Raw genomic sequence first — 17691 nt, 5'->3', positions numbered from 1 at the left:
GCAGGGAGACCGACTAGTGACCCACACCGGCTCCGGTTCCACCTACGACCCGAAGGCACGTCCCGCCCCCACTCCGGCCGCGGTGCGCGAACACCGGCCGCCGCACCGCACCGACCGGCCCGTGGCACTCGTCACCGGTGCTTCTTCGGGCATCGGCGCCGCCACCGCCCGGCGCTTCGCCACCGGCGGCTGGCAACTGATCGTCAGCGGACGGGACCGGATCCGGCTGGAGGAGACGGCCGCCGGGACATCGGCCCTCGTCCTGCCCGCCGACCTCGCCGCCCCCGACGGTCCCCGCCTGCTGGCCGAGTCCGCGCTGCGCGCCACGGGCCGGATCGACGTCCTGGTCGCCGGAGCGGGCATCGGCTGGGCCGGCCCCTTCGTGACGATGCCGGCCACCGCCATCGACCGGGTGCTGACCGTCGACCTCAACGCCACGCTGCTGCTGGTCCGGGAGGTCCTGCCCGCCATGGTGAGCGCCGGCCGCGGACGGGTGGTGCTCGTCGGCTCGGTCGCGGGCTGTGTGGGGGTGCGGGAGGAGGCCGTCTACTCCGCCGCCAAGGCCGGCATCGCCGCGTTCGCCGAGGCCCTGCGGCAGGAACTGCGCGGCACCGGAGTGGGCGTGACGCTCGTTGTGCCGGGCCCGGTGGACACCGCCTTCTTCGCCCGCCGCGGCACTCCCTACCAGCGCACCCGCCCACGCCCCACGCCGCCCGGCCGGGTCGCCGCCACGGTCTGGGACGCGGTCCGGCGTGGCCGGGACGACGTCTATGTCCCCGGCTGGCTGACCCTGCCGGGCCGGGTGCGCGGCCTCGCGCCCGCGGTGTACCGCCGGCTGCTGAACCGCTTCGGCTGAGGCCCGGTATCCTCACGTGTCACCCGAGGGATGGCATGCGCCCGACCTGAATGTGACGTGACTCCCAGCCGACGAGTTTGTACGACCCCTACAAACCCGAAGCCCTCTGAGCAGTCGGAACGCCTGCATGCCCCCCTGGTTCTGTTAAGGGGTACCAGGAAAACACCCCGGAGACTGTACGGAGTCGACGGCCCGCTTTCCCGGTTGTCCTTCGTAAGGTCGCTACATGACCGTTTTGGATGAGGCGACCGGTGAGTCGACGAGCGAGCCGACGGGCGAGCCGACGGACGCGCGCGGGCGAGTGGCCGAGCTGCACCAGATCCGCACGCAGGCGGTGGCCGGCCCGAGCGAGAGGGCGACCGAGGCGCAGCACGCCAAGGGCAAGCTGACCGCCCGGGAGCGGATCGAGCTGCTGCTGGACCCGGGCACCTTCCGTGAGGTCGAGCAGCTGCGCCGGCACCGGGCGACCGGGTTCGGCCTGGAGGCCAAGAAGCCGTACACCGACGGTGTGATCACCGGATGGGGCACGGTGGAGGGCCGTACGGTCTTCGTCTACGCCCATGACTTCCGCATCTTCGGCGGTGCCCTGGGCGAGGCCCACGCCACGAAGATCCACAAGATCATGGACATGGCCATCGCGGCCGGGGCCCCGCTGGTCTCCCTCAACGACGGTGCCGGCGCCCGCATCCAGGAGGGCGTCAGCGCGCTGGCCGGCTACGGCGGCATCTTCCAGCGCAACACCAAGGCGTCCGGTGTCATCCCGCAGATCAGCGTGATGCTCGGCCCGTGCGCCGGCGGTGCGGCCTACAGTCCCGCGCTGACCGACTTCGTGTTCATGGTCCGTGAGACCTCGCAGATGTTCATCACCGGCCCGGACGTGGTCAAGGCGGTGACCGGCGAGGAGATCACCCAGAACGGCCTGGGCGGCGCCGACGTGCACGCCGAGACGAGCGGTGTCTGCCACTTCGCGTACGACGACGAGGAGACCTGCCTCGCCGAGGTGCGCTACCTCCTGTCGCTGCTCCCGCAGAACAACCGGGAGAACCCGCCGCGGGTGGAGTCCACGGACGCCCCCGACCGCCGCTCCGACCTCCTGCTCGACCTGGTCCCGGCGGACGGCAACCGGCCGTACGACATGGCGAAGGTCATCGAGGAGATCGTCGACGACGGCGAGTACCTGGAGGTCCACGAGCGCTGGGCGCGGAACATCATCTGCGCGCTGGCCCGCCTCGACGGACAGGTCGTCGGCATCATCGCCAATCAGCCGCAGGTGCTGGCAGGCGTGTTGGACATCGAGGCATCCGAAAAAGCTGCGCGCTTTGTGCAGATGTGTGACGCTTTTAACATTCCGATCGTCACTTTCCTGGACGTCCCCGGGTTCCTTCCGGGTGTCGACCAGGAGCACGGCGGGATCATCCGGCACGGCGCCAAGCTGCTGTACGCGTACTGCAACGCGACGGTGCCACGGATCAGCCTGATCCTGCGTAAGGCCTACGGAGGTGCCTACATCGTGATGGACAGCCAGTCCATCGGTGCGGACCTCACGTACGCCTGGCCGACGAACGAGATCGCAGTGATGGGCGCGGAGGGTGCCGCCAACGTCATCTTCCGCCGCCAGATCGCCGAGGCCGAGGACCCCGAGGCCATGCGGGCACGCATGGTCAAGGAGTACAAGTCCGAGCTGATGCACCCGTATTACGCCGCCGAGCGCGGTCTGGTGGACGACGTCATCGACCCCGCGGAAACCCGCGAGGTACTGATCAGGTCCCTGGCGATGCTGCACAGCAAGCACGCCGACCTGCCCTCGCGCAAGCACGGCAACCCCCCGCAGTAACCCGGCGGAACCTCTGCGGTACCCCCGCGGAAACCTCATCCACGGAGACTGATCCCATGAACAACCCTGACATCCGCGTCGAGAAGGGCCACGCCGAGCCCGAGGAAGTCGCCGCCATCACGGCGATCCTCCTGGCCCGGGCGGCGGCACGCACGTCCACGACGACCCCGGCACACCGCGGCCGCGCCAAGGCCGGCTGGCGCCGCCTGGAGCGCGAGCCCGGCTTCCGGGCCCCGCACAGCTGGCGGTAGAACCGCGCGAGTAACCACGCACGACCCGCAGACGGCGAACCACCTTTCGAGGCAACCCGGTGGCCGCGCACACGCAAAAGGGGCGCCCTCTCCGAACGGAGAGGGCGCCCCTTACGTGCATCGCGCGGCAGCGCTACCGCAGGCGCGCCATCAGGGCGTGCTCGACCAGCGTGATCAGCGCGGACTTGGCGTCCGCGCGGTGCCGGGCGTCGGTGGTGATGATCGGGGTGTCCGGGCCGATCTGGAGTGCCTCGCGGACCTCGTCGGGCTGGTACGGCTGCTGGCCGTCGAAGCCGTTGAGGGCGATGACGAACGGCAGGCCGCTGTTCTCGAAGTAGTCGACGGCCGGGAAGCAGTCGGCGAGCCTGCGCGTGTCGACCAGGACGATCGCGCCGATGGCGCCGCGCACCAGGTCGTCCCACATGAACCAGAAACGGTCCTGGCCCGGCGTACCGAACAGGTACAGGATCAGGTCCTGGTCCAGGGTGATACGGCCGAAGTCCATGGCGACCGTGGTGGTCGTCTTGTCCCCGGTGTGGGTGAGGTCGTCGATGCCTGCCGAAGCAGACGTCATGACGGCCTCCGTGCGCAGCGGGTTGATCTCCGAGACGGCGCCGACGAACGTGGTCTTGCCCACGCCGAAGCCGCCCGCCACCACGATCTTCGCGGAGGTGGTGGAGCGGGAAGGACCGCCGCTAGAGCTTGCGAAGTCCACTGAGCACCCTTTCGAGCAGTGTCACGTCTGGCTGGCCGCCGGCGTTCTCGTCGCCGCCGGGCTGATGGATGGCGACCAGGCCCGCCTCCGCCAAGTCGGCGACGAGGATCCTGGCCACGCCGAGGGGGATCGTGAGCAGAGCCGAGATCTCGGCCACCGACTTGATCTCCCGGCAGAGGTTGCAGATCCGCTGATGCTCGGGCAGCTGACCCTGCATCTGGTGCGGAGCCGCGGTGGTGTGCACCAGCGCCTCGATGGCGAGCTGGTACCGCGGCCTGGTGCGGCCGCCCGTCATCGCGTACGGGCGCACCAGGGGGTTGTGGCTGTTCGACGCCCCGCCGGGCGCCGGCTCAGGGGTGCGGCGCTGCGGCTGCACGGGCTGGATGCGCGGCGCGGCCGGCTGGTCGTACGGCGAGGGCCCGGGGCCCTGTGGCGCGTACGGCTGCCGGTGGCTCGGCGTGGAGGGGAAGTTGTACCGGTTCTGGGAACCGTCGTTCTGACCCTGGCCAGGGCCGTACGACCAGTTGCCCGAAGACGAACCGCTTGGGGGTGTTGCCACTTTCTCCTCCTCCGACTGTGCCGGGCACCCATCGCTGTGGAGCCGCGTCCCGAAACCTTACGGCCACGGGACGCGAAAACGCACCGTCTGTCTGTTAGTTGAGAAGGCTTCCCTGGAGCTCCGCACGGAGATCCGGGGTCAGGACCGTACCGGCACGGTCCACCAGAAGAGCCATCTCGTACCCAATGAGGCCGATGTCCGCTTCCGGGTGGGCCAGAACGGCGAGCGACGACCCGTCGGAAATGGACATGATGAAGAGGAATCCTCGCTCCATCTCCACAACCGTCTGGTTCACGCTGCCGCCCTCGAAGATGCGCGAGGCGCCGGCGGTCAGTGAGGTCAGACCGGAGGCGACGGCCGCGAGCTGGTCGGCGCGGTCGCGGGGGAAGCCTTCGGACATCGCCAGAAGGAGTCCGTCGGCGGAGACCACCACGGTGTGGGACACCCCGGGGGTGTTGTCCACGAAGTTGGTGATCAACCAGTTCAGGTTCTGTGCCGCCTGGCTCATCGGGCTCACACTAACGCTCCTGGTTGTAGGTGCTGTCAGGACCGAAGCCCTGGCCGTTCGTTTCACTTCCTGCGGTGCGTCCCCGCTGGACACCCCGGCGCAGGTTGCTCAGCCTGCCCCGGACGTCCTCGGGAGCGCGGGAGACCTGGGGGCCGCCCTGCGGGGTCGTCTCCGCCGCGCCCTCGACCAGATTGGCCTTGGGCACCCGCCGCGGCAGGCCGGAGGAGGTGACTCCACCCGCCTTGGGCTTACGGAGCTGGGAGGCCTGCTGCCACCGCTCGTCGTTCGCCGAGCGCCAGCCGTCGTCGCCGTTGCTCTGAGCCGAGGGGGCTGCCGGTTCCCGGTTCGCGGGCCGGCCCGTGCCCTGCCCGCCGCCGTTGGACCCGCGACGGGGGAGCCCGGCGTCGGTCAGGTGGTGGCCGGCGGACTGGCCCGTGCCCGGACGGTCGAAGCCTACGCGGTCCCGCTCACTTGCGTCAGCGGCCTGCGGAGATTCCGCTTCGGGAGCGTACTGGTCCGGGTAGTCGTTCCGGTAGCCGTCCCGCTGCTGCCAGTCGCCCTGGTAGGACTGCTCGTCGAAGGCCGAGAAGCTCTCCGCGGAACGCGTCGGGGCGGCGGCGGGCTCCTCCTGGGCCGGCTCCGCATATGCGGGCTCCGGGTAGCCGCCGTTGGTCGCGAAACCGTCGCCCTGCGGCATGCCGTTCGGCGCGTAGTACGGCTCGTCGTACGACGGCTGCTGCTGCTCCTCGTACGCCGTCTGCTCCTCGTAACCGGTCTGCTGCCCGTAGGCCGCGGACTGGTCCGGGTAGCCGTTCTGGCCGTTGTCGTACGCCTGCCGGCCGTTGTCGTAGGCCTGCTGGCCGTCGAAGCCGTCGCCGTACGTGGGCGCCTCGGTGCCCTGCGGGCCGTGCGTCTGGGCCTCCAGGGCCGCGCGGCGCTCCTCGCGCATCAGGGAGCGGCCCACCGGGTCCAGCTCGCGGATGTCGTCGGGGACCTCGACGTAGCGGCTGTCGTCGAAGCCGAGTTCGGCGGCCGTGCGCATCGGCGGGTGGTTGAAGCTCTCACCCTGGAGCTGCTGCTCCGGGATGATCTGCGAGACCGTGAACTCCTCGCGGTCCGGCGCCTGTTCGCCGCCACCGCCGTGCGTGATGGCGTCGGGGAGCATGACCAGCGACGTGGTGCCGGCCTGCTCGCCGGAGGGGCGCAGCTGGACGCGGATGCCGTGCCGGTCGGACAGCCGGCCGACCACGAAGAGGCCCATGCGCTGGGAGATCGCGGCGTCCACGGTCGGCGGGTTGGCCAGCTTGTGGTTGATGTCCGCGAAGTCCTCGGCGGTCAGGCCGATGCCCTTGTCGTGGATCTCGATCATGACCCGACCGTCGGGCAGCCGGGTTGCGGTCACCCGAACCTTGGTCTGCGGCGAGGAGAACGTCGTCGCGTTCTCCAGCAGCTCGGCCAGCAGGTGCACGAGGTCGGTCACGGCGCGGCCGTGGATCTCGGCCTCCGGGACACCGGATATCTCGATGCGCTCGTACTGCTCCACCTCGGAGGAGGCGGCGCGCAGCACGTCGACCAGCGGGACCGGCTGGTCCCAGCGGCGGCCGGGCTCCTCGCCGGCGAGGACCAGGAGGTTCTCGCCGTTGCGGCGCATACGGGTGGCCAGGTGGTCCAGGCGGAAGAGGTTCTCCAGCTGGTCCGGGTCGGCCTCGTTGTTCTCCAGGTCGGTGATCAGGGTCAGCTGGCCCTCGATCAGCGACTGGTTGCGCCGCGACAGGTTGGTGAAGATCGCGTTGATGTTGCCCCGCAGCAGCGCCTGTTCGGCGGCGAGCCGGACGGCCTCGCGGTGGACCTGGTCGAAGGCCCGGGCGACCTCGCCGATCTCGTCCGTGGAGGTGATCGGGATGGGCGACACACGGGTGTCGACGCGACCGGGGTCGGTCCGCGAGAGCTGGTCGACCAGCATCGGCAGACGCTGCTCGGCGATGCCGAAGGCGGCGTTGCGCAGCTGGCGCATCGAGCGGCTCATCTGGCGGGCCACCATGCCGGCCAGGATGAACGCGGCGAGCAGGGCGACCACGACGGCGGCACCCACGATGAAGGCGTCCCGCTTGGCGTCGTCGGCGATGCTCGCGGCCTCGCTCACCGCGGTGTCGGCCAGGTCCGACTCGATCTGGCGGTAGGCGTCGTACTTGAGCGTGTTGACCGCCCACCAGTTCGTCGCGGTGATGCCCTGCTGGGCGAGCGCGTCGAGGTCGTCGGCGGACTGCAGGCCCGAGATCGCCGCGACCATGTCCTCCGGTTTGGCCGGCGGCGCCTTGTAATCCGGGTTCTTGGCCAGCTGTTGCTTGGCCATTTCCTGGCCGTCCGCCCGGATCTGCGTCTCGGCGTCCTCGAGCTTCTGCGCGTCTGCCTCGGTGCCACCGCCGATGTACTCCTGGACGGCGATGCCCTCGAGGTAGGCGTAGGAGGACAGGGCGACGCGCTGCCTGGCCAGGTCGGTGGGCTTCGGGCCGGGCTTGATCAGCAGGTGCGTACCGATGGAGCGCTCCAGCGACAGCGCCGCCTTGGTCAGCGAGATCGCGTAGACCGTACGGCCGTAGCTGGTGATGTTTCCGGTGCCCAGACCGAGCTCGTTGGCCATCTCCATCAGCGGGTGGGCGACGGCGACGTAGCCCTCCTCGGTCTTCACACCGTCGAGCTTGCTCGTGTACGCGGCCGCGCGCAGGTTCTGAAGCTTGGGCTCCTCCTCGCGGAACAGGCCCAGACGGCGCTCCAGACCGGCCTTCTCCGGCATGTTCTGCGCAGCCTCGTCGAAGGCGTCGGCGGCCTCGTCCGTCTTCTTGCGGGCCTGGACGACCGCGGGGTCGTCCTGGCCCTTGCCCGTCAGGAGCGGGGAGGCGGTGACGTCACGCTCGTTGTAGAGCGCGTCGCCGTAGCTCAGGGCGGCCCGGACCAGACGCGCGGTGTTCTCCGCGTCCTCGGCCTCCTGCCAGGTGTCGATCGAGCTGCTCACCTGGAAGCCGCCCATGACCAGGCCGACCAGTACGGGAATCAGCAGGATCGCGTTCAGTCGGGTGGCCACCCGCCAGTTGCGCGGGGAGAAACGGCCGCCGCTCGGGGCGGGCGCGGCCGTCGGCTCCGGACCGGGCACAACGGGGGCGGGCGCCGCTCCGCGCGACGGCGGGGTGAAGTTGCCCCGGGCGGGCGGCTCGGGACCTTTGTTGCTTCGCCTCACTCGACCAACAACCTCTCGGCGGCGTCGGCACCTACGTCGTGCCGCTGTGTCTCAGAGCCCACTTCGCCAACGACCATCAAGTACGTCTTTGACCTTTGGGCAGTTCAGGCATTCCAGCACGTCGACCTGCGCTCTTCCAAACATGGGATGACGGGGATTCCGAGCGATCAAGGCCCCAGATAAAACGGTCATAAAGAGCGAGCCCCGTCAAAAGACGGGGCTTTTGTGCGCGCAGCGACACCAGTCGACCGCGACGCGTGGCCGTGCCACCCGATTCCTCTGCCGAAACGTTATGAACACCGAAGCCGACCGTGTCAAAGGCCACAGCCGGCTTCAGCATCCGTACTCATATGTCTACGGCAACTGCCGTACGGCGCTGCCTATTTGAGTGCTACTTCAGCCGGGCCATCAAAGCGTGCTCGACCAGCGTGATCAGCGCGGACTTGGCGTCCGCGCGGTGCCGGGCGTCAGTGGTGATGATCGGGGTGTCCGGGCCGATCTGGAGTGCCTCGCGGACCTCGTCGGGCTGGTACGGCTGCTGGCCGTCGAAGCCGTTGAGGGCGACGACGAACGGCAGACCGCTGTTCTCGAAGTAGTCCACGGCCGGGAAGCAGTCCGCCAGCCGGCGCGTGTCCACCAGCACCACCGCGCCGATGGCGCCGCGCACCAGGTCGTCCCACATGAACCAGAAGCGGTCCTGGCCCGGCGTACCGAACAGGTACAGGATCAGGTCCTGGTCCAGGGTGATACGGCCGAAGTCCATGGCGACCGTGGTGGTCGTCTTGTCCCCGGTGTGGGTGAGGTCGTCGATGCCTGCCGAAGCAGACGTCATGACGGCCTCCGTGCGCAGCGGGTTGATCTCCGAGACGGCGCCGACGAACGTGGTCTTGCCCACGCCGAAGCCGCCCGCCACCACGATCTTCGCCGATGTGGTGGCGCCTCTCGGTTCAGAGCTTGCGAAGTCCACTGAGCACCCTTTCGAGCAGTGTCACGTCCGGAGCACCGCCGTTGTTCTCGTCGCCGCCCGGCTGGTGGACGGCCACGAGTCCGGCCTCGGCGAGGTCCGCCACGAGGATCCGGGCCACCCCGAGCGGCATGGCGAGCAGTGCCGACACCTCGGCGACCGACTTCACCTCGCGGCACAGATGGCAGATGCGCTGGTGCTCCGGGAGCAGCCCCATGAGCGCTGCCGGGTCGGCCGTTGTGCTGATCAGTGCCTCGAGGGCGAGCTGGTAGCGCGGCCGGGTCCGGCCGCCGGTCATCGCGTACGGACGTACCAGCGGCTGGTCGCCCTCGTCCCCGTACGGATCTGTGTACGGATCATGAGAGGCGGTGGGCGGGGTCATGAATCCTCCGGGCGGGACAGCAAGTTGGTCAGTCGTGCCGTCTGACGGGGGCCGGTGGGGGGATTGTGGCGGCCGGACGGTGATTTGGTGAGACGGGTGGATCCGGGATCGCTAGTGGAGCAGACTTCCTTGCAGTTCGGCGCGCAGGTCGGGCGTGAGCACCGCGCCCGCGCGGTCGACCAGCAGCGCCATCTCGTAGCCGACGAGACCGATGTCGCAGTCGGGGTGCGCGAGAACGGCCAGGGACGAGCCGTCCGAGATGGACATGAGGAAAAGGAAACCTCGCTCCATCTCCACGACGGTCTGCGCCACGTCGCCCCCCTCGAAGATCCGGGAGGCCCCGGCCGTCAGCGAGGTGAGCCCCGACGCGACCGCCGCCAACTGGTCGGCCCGGTCGCGCGGAAAGCCCTCCGACAGCGCCAGGAGGAGACCGTCGGCGGACACGACGACGGTGTGGGACACCCCGGGGGTGTTGTCCACGAAGTTGGTGATCAACCAGTTCAGGTTCTGTGCCGCCTGGCTCATCGGACTCAACTAACGCTCCTGCTGGTGAGTGGGGCTCGGGAAGCTGCCCGTCTGGCCGGACCCGGCCTGACGGCCCTGTGCGATACCCCGACGGAGGTTGGTCAGCCGACCGCGCACGTCCTGGGGCGCACGCGAGACCTGCGGACCGCTCTGGTGCGGTTGCTGCTGAGCAGTGCCCGGGACGAGGTTCGCCCGGGGCACCCGGCGCGGCAGACCGGAGGTGGTGACACCGCCCGCGGCCGGCTGCCGGACGCGTTCCGCCTGCCGGACGAGATCGTCGTTCGGCGAGCTGCGCCAGGCGGCGGCGGGGCGCTGAGGGGCCGCGGAGGCCTGCGGCTGGCGCGGGGCCGGTGCGGAGCCGTTGCCCTGCGGCCGGTCGGGCCGGCGCTGTGGCTCGGGCTGCTGACCCTGCTGGCCGTGGAACCAGTTGGTCTCCAGCGTGTCGTACAGCGGCGTACGCCCGTCACCGGGGCCCGAGGCCGGCGGCAGCGCCTCCGGCTCCGGGCGGGCGGGCCTCTGCGGACGCTGCGGGGCCGGGGGCCGCTGGGCACCGAAGTCGCCTTGCGGCCGCTCGTACTGGCCCGGACCCGAGGGGTTCTGGTGGCCGCCGGGCAGCGTGTGCTGCCCGGTCGAGGAGCCGTCGTGGCCCGGCGTGGAGAACTGGCCGGTAGCCCCGTTGTCGTAAGCCTGAGGAACCGGGAACTGTCCCGTGGAGCCGTTGCCGTACGCCTGGGGCGCCGGGAACTGGCCGGTGGAGCCGTTGTCGTACTGCGGCGGAGCGGCGTACTGGCCGGTGGAGCCGTTGTCGTGCGCCTGAGGTGCGGCGAACTGCCCCGTCGTGGACGAGTTGTTCGGCCCGTTCTGCGTGCCGAAGACGTCCGGGCGGACGAACTGGCCGCTGTTCTGCTGGCCGTTCGGGGCGCCGGAGCCCTGGCGGTCGTCGATCCGCGGAACCGCCGGCATCTCGGCGGTGGCGCCGGGGCCCTGGCGGTCGTTCACGCGGGGCATCCGGGCCGTCTGCGAGACGTCCGGCTCCTCGTGGCCGCGCGGGGTGTCCAGCGCGGCGCGCGGCACCGGCGGCTGCGCGTTCTCGTCGCTCCAGCTCGGCCGGGACTGCTGGTTGCTGCCCGGCAGCTCGGCCCGTGCGCCACCGCGCGGCGGCAGCTGCGGCTGACGTCCACGCCGGCTGCGCTCGGTACCCGCGCCCGCGTCGCCGCGCTGCGGCGGCACGTTGCCGCGGCCGTCCTGGCCCTGCGGGCCACCGGAGGCCTGGGAGCCCATGCCCGCCGGGGTGGGCCGGCCCTGGGGCATCTGCGGTCCGCGTGCACCGCCCGGAGCCCCCGGACGGCCGCCCGAGTCCCGGCCCGGCAGCTCGGCCCGCGGCCCCTGGCCGGCACCGAGCCGGCCACCGCCACCGGACGCACCGGCCCCGAGGGCACCCGCGGCGGGCGCACCGGCGCCCAGCGAACCGCCGTTGTCACGGCGGGCCGCGGCCACACCGGCGGCGGCCTGCGCCGCGGCCGGGCCACCGGCGCCACCCTGACCGGGCTTGCCCTGCGGCTTCTTGCCGCCCTGGGCGACGTCGACGGGCAGCATGACCAGCGCGGTCGTACCACCGGAGTCGGACGGGCGCAGCTGGATCCGGATGCCGTGCCGCTGCGACAGCCGGCCGACCACGAACAGACCCATGCGCCGGGAGACGGAGACGTCCACGGTGGGCGGCGAGGCGAGCCGCTCGTTGATCTGGGCGAGGTCCTCGGGCGAGAGGCCGATGCCGGTGTCGTGGATCTCGATCAGCACCCGGCCGTCGGGCAGGGCGTGACCGGTGACCTTGACCTTGGTCTGCGGCGAGGAGAACGACGTGGCGTTCTCCAGCAGCTCGGCGAGCAGGTGCACGAGGTCGTTGACCACGCGGCCGGCGACCTGGGTGGTCGGCACCGCGGCCAGCTCGATGCGCTCGTACTGCTCCACCTCGGACGCGGCGGCGCGGAGCACGTCGACCAGCGGGACCGGGCGGGTCCAGCGTCGGCCGGGCTCCTCACCCGCGAGGACGAGGAGGTTCTCGCCGTTACGGCGCATACGGGTGGCGAGGTGGTCCAGCTTGAACAGCGAGGCCAGCTGGTCCGGGTCCGCTTCCCGGGACTCCAGTTCGGAGATCAGCGACAGCTGGCGCTGGATCAGGCCCTGGGAGCGACGCGAGAGGTTGGTGAACATCGCGTTGACGTTGCCCCGCAGCAGGGCCTGCTCGGCGGCGAGGCGGACCGCCTCGCGGTGCACGTCGTCGAACGCCGCGGCCACTCGGCCGATCTCGTCGCGGGAGTGCACACCGACCGACTCCACGGACGTGTCCACGTCCTGCGGGTCGGACTCGGACAGCTGCTTGACCAGCTCGGGCAGCCGGTCCTGGGCGACCTTCGTCGCGGTGTCCTCCAGGCGGCGCAGCGAGCGGATCATGGACCGGGCCACCACGAAGGCGCCGACCAGCGAGACGCCGAGCACGAGCAGGATCAGCGCACCGGAGATGATCGCCTCGCGCTCCGACTCGCTGCGCAGCTCGCGGGCCTGCTGCTCCATGTCCTCGAGCAGCTTGCGCTCGATGTTCTTCATCTGCTGGATCTTGGTGGAGCTGTCGTCCAGCCAGTCCCGGTAGGAGCGCCTCTCCAACCCGGCGAGGCCGTTCTCCCGCAGCGCGCGGCCGGCGTAGGTGTCGGTGGCCTCGATGACGGAGTTGCCCCGGTCGATGGGCTTGAGGAGCTCCTCGGCCCCTTCACCGAAGATGCTGGTGAAGCTGCGCAGTTCGGATATCTGGCTTTCCAGCGCCGATTCTGCGTACAGCCGGTCGTTCTCGGACAGGTCGGCGGCCGTCTTGGTGTTCGCGGGCAGCGCCGCCGCCAGGACCGCGCGCTGGATCGACGCGTACTCCTTGGCGGAGGAGAACGCCGACAGGGCGCGGGTGCGCTGGATCATGTCGGGGTTGCTGGTCGCCTCCGCCATGTCCTGCGAGAGGTCGAGCAGGTGCGTGATGAGGCGGTGGTAGGCCTCCACCGTCTGCGTGGAGTTGTCCTCGGCCTCGTAGGCGTTGCTGCGGATCTCGTTGAGGCCGTTGAGATCGCGGGCGAGGCCGACCAGGCTGTCGCGGACGCCCTGGAGGTTGCCGTCCTTGCTGGCGGAGTCGACCTCCTCGGAGGCGGCGAGGAAGTTCTCCAGCGCCCGGTCCGTCTTGGTCTGGAGGCCCTTGACCGTGGTCGTGCTGGCCGTCGAGCCGTGCGCCAGCGGGCCGGCGGACTGGTCGCGCTCCTCCTGGAGCGCGGCGGCCAGTTCGGTCGCCTGCTTGGTCATTTCCGTCAGCAGCTTCATGTTGTCGAGCTGCTGGATGTCGTCCATGGACTGGTTGATACGCAGTGCGCCGAGCGAGGTGGCCGCGACCACCGGCAGCGCGAGCAGCGACACCAGACGGGTGGAGATGCGCCAGTTGCGCAGGGCTATGCGCGGCCCGGGGCCGCTCGATCCCTGCGGAGGCTTCACCGCCGGAGCGGCCGCCGGAGTGCCCGAAGGCGCCGATGCGCCGGGGCGCGCACCGCCGTCACCGGACGGGCCCGGGCCCTGGGCGTGCTGGGGCGAGGAACCGCGGTCGGTCCCGCCGTGCGGCTCCGGCTCCGCCGAAGCGCTGCCATCCCTCTTGAAACGTCCCTGCACTAGCGTCGCAACCTCTGGACCAGGCGCCCCTCCGCGAACGGAAGGACGGTGTCGGCGTCGATCGGGAGCGCCCTGAATGCGCACCCGGATGGTCGTGAGTGACCGGCGCTGGACTCCCCCTTCTTGCCGCCACTCGGCGCTGTTTCGCGCCCCCTGCGCACCGGCTCGATCCTGCGGCGGTCCGTGGAATTCCAGCACAGTGCCGGATCTCCAACAAGGCCAGTTGGTCAGGCTGTGACATCCGTGACACCGCGTGAGGGGTGCGTCACGACACGTAGAGCGACCTCCGCCTTATAGCGGACATTTCTGAGCGAGTCGTCGAGGCGGGCGGGGTGTCCCAGTCGCGATGATCAGGAGCGGAATGTCGGCTTCAGGGGGTCAATGTCCGTTTCATTGGTATGAGTTGCCAGCCTGAATTGACCGGTTTGAGCTCGAGATCGTGAGCAAACTCACACGCGGCCGCAGGGCGCTGCGTGCCATCCGCTGGGAATCGGATGTTTAGCCTGACGCTTTACAAGAGGAGACCTTCTGCCAACCGGCGCTTCCGGCGCCCCGTACACGACAGGGTTCAGTACAACCGTGAAGACGACGATGATGTTCCGCACGATAGCCAACCCGCGGCGCACGACGCTGGCGCACCTCGACGACGCCGACGAACTGCAGACCCCGGATCACCCGGAGCACTCCGTCGACCTCCCGACCCAGACCGCCAACCCCCGCCGCACGGTCCTGATGGACGTCCCGGCCGGGGCTGCCGCGGCGGAGCAGGGCTAGGCAAGCACTCCACAGGCCCCCTTGCGCAGTGACGCGCGAGGGGCCTGTGAAGCCGAGACGCTGCCGTTCCTTCCCCTCCAGCCTGATCCACCGGACAGGCCCCGCCGAGATAGCCTGGAGCGTCAGACTTCAGCCAGCTCAGTCAAGGGGCCAAGCATCCCGTGCGCATCGCCAGGTTCTCCATCGACGGGAACGTCGCCTTCGGCGCGGTCGAGGGCGACCAGCCGGACGAGCTCGTCCTCGACATCATCAAGGGCATCCCGTTCGCGGACTTCGAGCTCTCCGGTACGAAGGTCCCGCTGAGCAAGGTCCGGCTGCTGCCGCCGGTGCTCCCCAACAAGGTCGTGGCCTTCGGCCGCAACTACGCCGAGCACGCGCGTGAGCTGGGCAACGAGGTCCCGGACGCCCCGTTCGCCTTCTTCAAACCGTCCACCTCGGTGATCGGCCCCGGCGACGAGATCCAGTACCCCTCCTTCTCCGAGGAACTCCACCACGAGGCCGAGCTGGCCGTCGTGATCGGCCGCCTGTGCCGCGAGGTCCCGCGCGAGCGCGTCAAGGACGTGATCCTGGGCTACACCTGCGCCAACGACATCACCGCCCGTGACGTGCAGAGGCGCGAGAAGCAGTGGGCCAGGGCCAAGGGCTTCGACACCTCCTGCCCGCTCGGCCCCTGGGTGGAGACGGACGTCGACCCGTCGGACCTCACCATCCAGCTCACCGTCAACGGACAGCAACGCCAGCTCGGCCGCACCAGCGAGATGATCCACCCGATCGAGGATCTGATCGTCAACATCTCCGAGGCCATGACGCTGCTCCCCGGCGACGTGATCCTCACGGGCACCCCCGCGGGGGTCGGCCCCCTCGCTGTCGGCGACGAGGTCTCCGTCAGCATCGAAGGCATCGGCACTCTCACCAACAAGGTTGTCAAGCGTGGCTAGCGCACCCGGCTCCCCCGTTCGCGTACGTTTCTGTCCGTCGCCCACCGGTAACCCCCACGTGGGCCTGGTCCGCACCGCCCTGTTCAACTGGGCGTTCGCGCGGCACCACGGCGGCACCCTGGTCTTCCGTATCGAGGACACCGACGCGGCCCGCGACTCCGAGGAGTCCTACGAGCAGCTGCTCGACGCGATGCGCTGGCTCGGCTTCGACTGGGACGAGGGCCCGGAGATCGGCGGCCCGCACGCCCCGTACCGCCAGTCGCAGCGCATGGACATCTACAAGGACGTGGCCCAGAAGCTCCTGGACGCCGGCCACGCCTACCACTGCTACTGCTCCCAGGAGGAGCTGGACACCCGCCGCGAGGCCGCCCGCGCGGCCGGTAAGCCGTCCGGCTACGACGGCCACTGCCGCGAGCTCACCGCCGAGCAGGTCGCCGAGTACCAGGCGCAGGGCCGCACCCCGATCGTCCGCTTCCGCATGCCGGACGAGACGATCACCTTCACGGACCTGGTCCGCGGCGAGCTGACGTTCACGCCGGAGAACGTCCCGGACTACGGGATCGTCCGAGCGAACGGCGCTCCCCTCTACACGCTCGTGAACCCGGTCGACGACGCCCTGATGGAGATCACGCACATCCTGCGCGGCGAGGACCTGCTCTCCTCCACCCCGCGCCAGATCGCCCTGTACAAGGCGCTGATCGAGCTGGGCATCGCCAAGGGTGTCCCGGAGTTCGGGCACCTGCCGTACGTGATGGGTGAGGGCAACAAGAAGCTCTCCAAGCGCGACCCGCAGTCGTCGCTCAACCTCTACCGGGAGCGCGGTTTCCTCCCCGAGGGCCTCCTCAACTACCTCTCGCTCCTCGGCTGGTCGCTCTCGGCCGACCAGGACATCTTCACCATGGACGAGATGGTCGCGGCCTTCGACATCGCGGACGTGAACCCCAACCCGGCCCGCTTCGACCTCAAGAAGTGCGAGGCGATCAACGGCGACCACATCCGCCTGCTCGATGTGAAGGACTTCACAGAGCGCTGCCGCCCGTGGCTCCAGGCCCCGTTCGCCCCATGGGCCCCGGAGGCCTTCGACGAGGTGAAGTGGCAGGCCATCGCCCCGCACGCACAGACCCGTCTGAAGGTCCTCTCCGAGATCACCGACAACGTCGACTTCCTGTTCCTGCCGGAGCCGGTCTTCGACGAGGCGAGCTGGAACAAGGCGATGAAGGAGGGCTCCGACGCCCTGCTGCGCACCGCCCGCGAGAAGCTCGACGCGGCCGACTGGAACTCCGCCGAGTCCCTGAAGGAGGCCGTCCTGGCCGCCGGTGAGGCGCACGGCCTCAAGCTCGGCAAGGCCCAGGCCCCGGTCCGGGTCGCCGTCACCGGCCGCACGGTCGGCCTGCCGCTCTTCGAGTCCCTGGAGGTCCTGGGCAAGGAGAAGACGCTGGCCCGTATCGACGCGGCGCTGGCGAAGCTGACGGCGTAGCGCACACGAGGGGCGGCATCCGGAACGGGTGCCGCCCCTTCGCCGTACCCGCCCGGAACCCGCGGTCGCCGGGTTACCGTCGGACCATGAGCATTCAGGCCGTGGTCTGGGACGTCGACGACACGCTTTTCGACTACACGACCGCGGACCGCGCCGGAATGGGCGCGCACCTGGCGGCCGAGGGCCTGCTCGACGGGTACGACAGCGTCGAGCAGGCCCTCGCGCACTGGCGGCAGGTCACGGACCGGCAGTGGGCGCGGTTCGCCGCCGGTGAGGTGTCCTTCGAGGAGCAGCGGCGGGACCGCGTACGGGTGTTTCTCGGCGAGGATCTCAGCGGCGCCGAGGCCGAGGCCTGGTTCGAGCGGTACCTCGGGCACTACGAGGCCGCCTGGGCCCTCTTCCCGGACGTACTGCCCGCCCTGGACGCCCTCGCCGCCAGCCACCGGCACGCGGTGCTCTCCAACTCCAGCCTGCACGTCCAGGACCGCAAGCTGCGCGTTCTGGGCGTGCGCGACCGCTTCGAGGCCGTGCTGTGCGCCGCCGAGCTCGGCGTCTCCAAGCCCGAGGCCGGCGCCTTCCTCGCGGTGTGCGAGGCGCTGACCCTGCCGCCGCATCTCGTCGCGTACGTCGGAGACCACCCGGAGATCGACGGGCGGGGCGCCGCCGACGCCGGACTGCTGTCGGTCTGGATCGACCGTGGCGGCGCGTACACCAGCGGTGACGCCTCCACCGGACCGCACCGGATCGCCTCGCTCACCGAACTCCCCGCGATCCTCGGCTCGGAAAGCCGTTTTGGAGCCCCGTCCACCTTCAGGTAATGTTCTTCCTGCGCCGCCGGGGAGCGGGCCGAGAGGCCGGAAACCGACAGCGCAAAGCTAGAACAAGATCCCCTCAGGGGCTTGCGTTCCAGTGGCCTATGGTGTAATTGGCAGCACGACTGATTCTGGTTCAGTTAGTCTTGGTTCGAGTCCAGGTAG

Annotated in this window: 15 protein-coding genes; 7 read left to right on the top strand and 8 right to left on the bottom strand. The window is 70.1% G+C overall.

All coding sequences use genetic code 11. The features are described 5' to 3' along the window. The first annotated feature begins 16 nt into the window (after nt 1-16). The 3 genes from StrepF001_RS31270 (at nt 17) to StrepF001_RS31260 (ending at nt 2941) form a co-directional block, all read left to right on the top strand. Nucleotides 17-856 carry an SDR family NAD(P)-dependent oxidoreductase gene (locus StrepF001_RS31270; RefSeq protein ID WP_129801568.1) on the top strand — a complete coding sequence of 280 codons (840 nt, stop codon included), beginning with the start codon at nt 17-19 and terminating at the stop codon, nt 854-856. Nucleotides 857-1082: 226 nt separating this feature from the next. Further along, a complete protein-coding gene (locus StrepF001_RS31265; RefSeq protein ID WP_129801567.1) occupies nt 1083-2690 on the top strand; it encodes an acyl-CoA carboxylase subunit beta in 1608 nt (535 codons plus the stop codon). 56 nt (nt 2691-2746) lie between these two features. After that, on the top strand, nt 2747-2941 hold the full coding sequence (locus tag StrepF001_RS31260) for an acyl-CoA carboxylase subunit epsilon (RefSeq protein ID WP_129801566.1): 195 nt from the start codon (nt 2747-2749) through the stop codon (nt 2939-2941). Between the two features lie 133 nt (nt 2942-3074). Here the strand turns inward: StrepF001_RS31260 and StrepF001_RS31255 are convergent, their stop codons facing one another. From StrepF001_RS31255 to StrepF001_RS31220, 8 genes are all read right to left on the bottom strand, one after another. Then, complete coding sequence (locus StrepF001_RS31255) at nt 3075-3656, bottom strand: ATP/GTP-binding protein (protein WP_030216560.1); 582 nt, start codon at nt 3654-3656, stop codon at nt 3075-3077. Continuing rightward, nucleotides 3637-4215 carry a DUF742 domain-containing protein gene (locus tag StrepF001_RS31250; RefSeq protein WP_129801565.1) on the bottom strand — a complete coding sequence of 193 codons (579 nt, stop codon included), beginning with the start codon at nt 4213-4215 and terminating at the stop codon, nt 3637-3639. The genes StrepF001_RS31255 and StrepF001_RS31250 overlap by 20 nt, the downstream gene beginning before the upstream one ends. A 94-nt stretch (nt 4216-4309) precedes the next feature. After that, complete coding sequence (locus StrepF001_RS31245) at nt 4310-4723, bottom strand: roadblock/LC7 domain-containing protein (protein ID WP_004983065.1); 414 nt, start codon at nt 4721-4723, stop codon at nt 4310-4312. Between the two features lie 10 nt (nt 4724-4733). Continuing rightward, a complete protein-coding gene (locus tag StrepF001_RS31240) occupies nt 4734-7958 on the bottom strand; it encodes a nitrate- and nitrite sensing domain-containing protein (RefSeq protein ID WP_129801564.1) in 3225 nt (1074 codons plus the stop codon). A gap of 391 nt (nt 7959-8349) precedes the next feature. Next, entirely contained in the window at nt 8350-8925 is a 576-nt protein-coding gene (locus tag StrepF001_RS31235) for an ATP/GTP-binding protein (RefSeq protein WP_129801563.1), read from the bottom strand. Next, nucleotides 8906-9304, bottom strand: a complete 399-nt coding sequence (locus StrepF001_RS31230; RefSeq protein ID WP_073941118.1) for a DUF742 domain-containing protein — start codon at nt 9302-9304, stop codon at nt 8906-8908. The genes StrepF001_RS31235 and StrepF001_RS31230 overlap by 20 nt, the downstream gene beginning before the upstream one ends. A gap of 111 nt (nt 9305-9415) precedes the next feature. After that, nucleotides 9416-9829 carry a roadblock/LC7 domain-containing protein gene (locus StrepF001_RS31225; protein ID WP_129801651.1) on the bottom strand — a complete coding sequence of 138 codons (414 nt, stop codon included), beginning with the start codon at nt 9827-9829 and terminating at the stop codon, nt 9416-9418. A 9-nt stretch (nt 9830-9838) separates the two neighbouring features. Further along, nucleotides 9839-13525: a nitrate- and nitrite sensing domain-containing protein gene (locus StrepF001_RS31220; protein WP_129801562.1), complete on the bottom strand. Its 3687-nt coding sequence runs from the start codon at nt 13523-13525 to the stop codon at nt 9839-9841. Between the two features lie 579 nt (nt 13526-14104). On the opposite strand from StrepF001_RS31220, the gene StrepF001_RS31215 reads away from it, so the two are divergent. From StrepF001_RS31215 to StrepF001_RS31200, 4 genes are all read left to right on the top strand, one after another. Continuing rightward, complete coding sequence (locus tag StrepF001_RS31215; RefSeq protein ID WP_129801561.1) at nt 14105-14299, top strand: hypothetical protein; 195 nt, start codon at nt 14105-14107, stop codon at nt 14297-14299. Nucleotides 14300-14460: 161 nt separating this feature from the next. Next, nucleotides 14461-15237: a fumarylacetoacetate hydrolase family protein gene (locus StrepF001_RS31210; protein WP_129801560.1), complete on the top strand. Its 777-nt coding sequence runs from the start codon at nt 14461-14463 to the stop codon at nt 15235-15237. After that, the gene (gene gltX / locus StrepF001_RS31205) at nt 15230-16714 is read left to right on the top strand and encodes a glutamate--tRNA ligase (protein ID WP_129801559.1); all 1485 of its coding nucleotides are present in this window, start codon (nt 15230-15232) and stop codon (nt 16712-16714) included. Before StrepF001_RS31210 ends, gltX begins: the two co-directional genes overlap by 8 nt. Nucleotides 16715-16800: 86 nt before the next feature. Next, nucleotides 16801-17532 carry an HAD family hydrolase gene (locus StrepF001_RS31200; RefSeq protein ID WP_129801558.1) on the top strand — a complete coding sequence of 244 codons (732 nt, stop codon included), beginning with the start codon at nt 16801-16803 and terminating at the stop codon, nt 17530-17532. Nucleotides 17533-17691: the final 159 nt, after the last annotated feature.

It is taken from the genome of Streptomyces sp. F001 (assembly GCF_004187715.1).
Lineage (GTDB): Bacteria > Actinomycetota > Actinomycetes > Streptomycetales > Streptomycetaceae > Streptomyces > Streptomyces flavusporus.
Note: the sequence above shows the minus strand (reverse complement) of the source record. Positions and strands in the feature narration are given on the sequence as shown.

Bases quoted from the DNA above. Each gene is read 5' to 3' on its own strand.
- StrepF001_RS31265 (WP_129801567.1), top strand. From the start codon at position 1,083: ATGACCGTTTTGGATGAGGCGACCGGTGAGTCGACGAGCGAGCCGACG.
- StrepF001_RS31260 (WP_129801566.1), top strand. From the start codon at position 2,747: ATGAACAACCCTGACATCCGCGTCGAGAAGGGCCACGCCGAGCCCGAG.
- StrepF001_RS31245 (WP_004983065.1), bottom strand. From the start codon at position 4,723: ATGAGCCAGGCGGCACAGAACCTGAACTGGTTGATCACCAACTTCGTG.
- StrepF001_RS31230 (WP_073941118.1), bottom strand. From the start codon at position 9,304: ATGACCCCGCCCACCGCCTCTCATGATCCGTACACAGATCCGTACGGG.
- StrepF001_RS31225 (WP_129801651.1), bottom strand. From the start codon at position 9,829: ATGAGCCAGGCGGCACAGAACCTGAACTGGTTGATCACCAACTTCGTG.
- StrepF001_RS31200 (WP_129801558.1), top strand. From the start codon at position 16,801: ATGAGCATTCAGGCCGTGGTCTGGGACGTCGACGACACGCTTTTCGAC.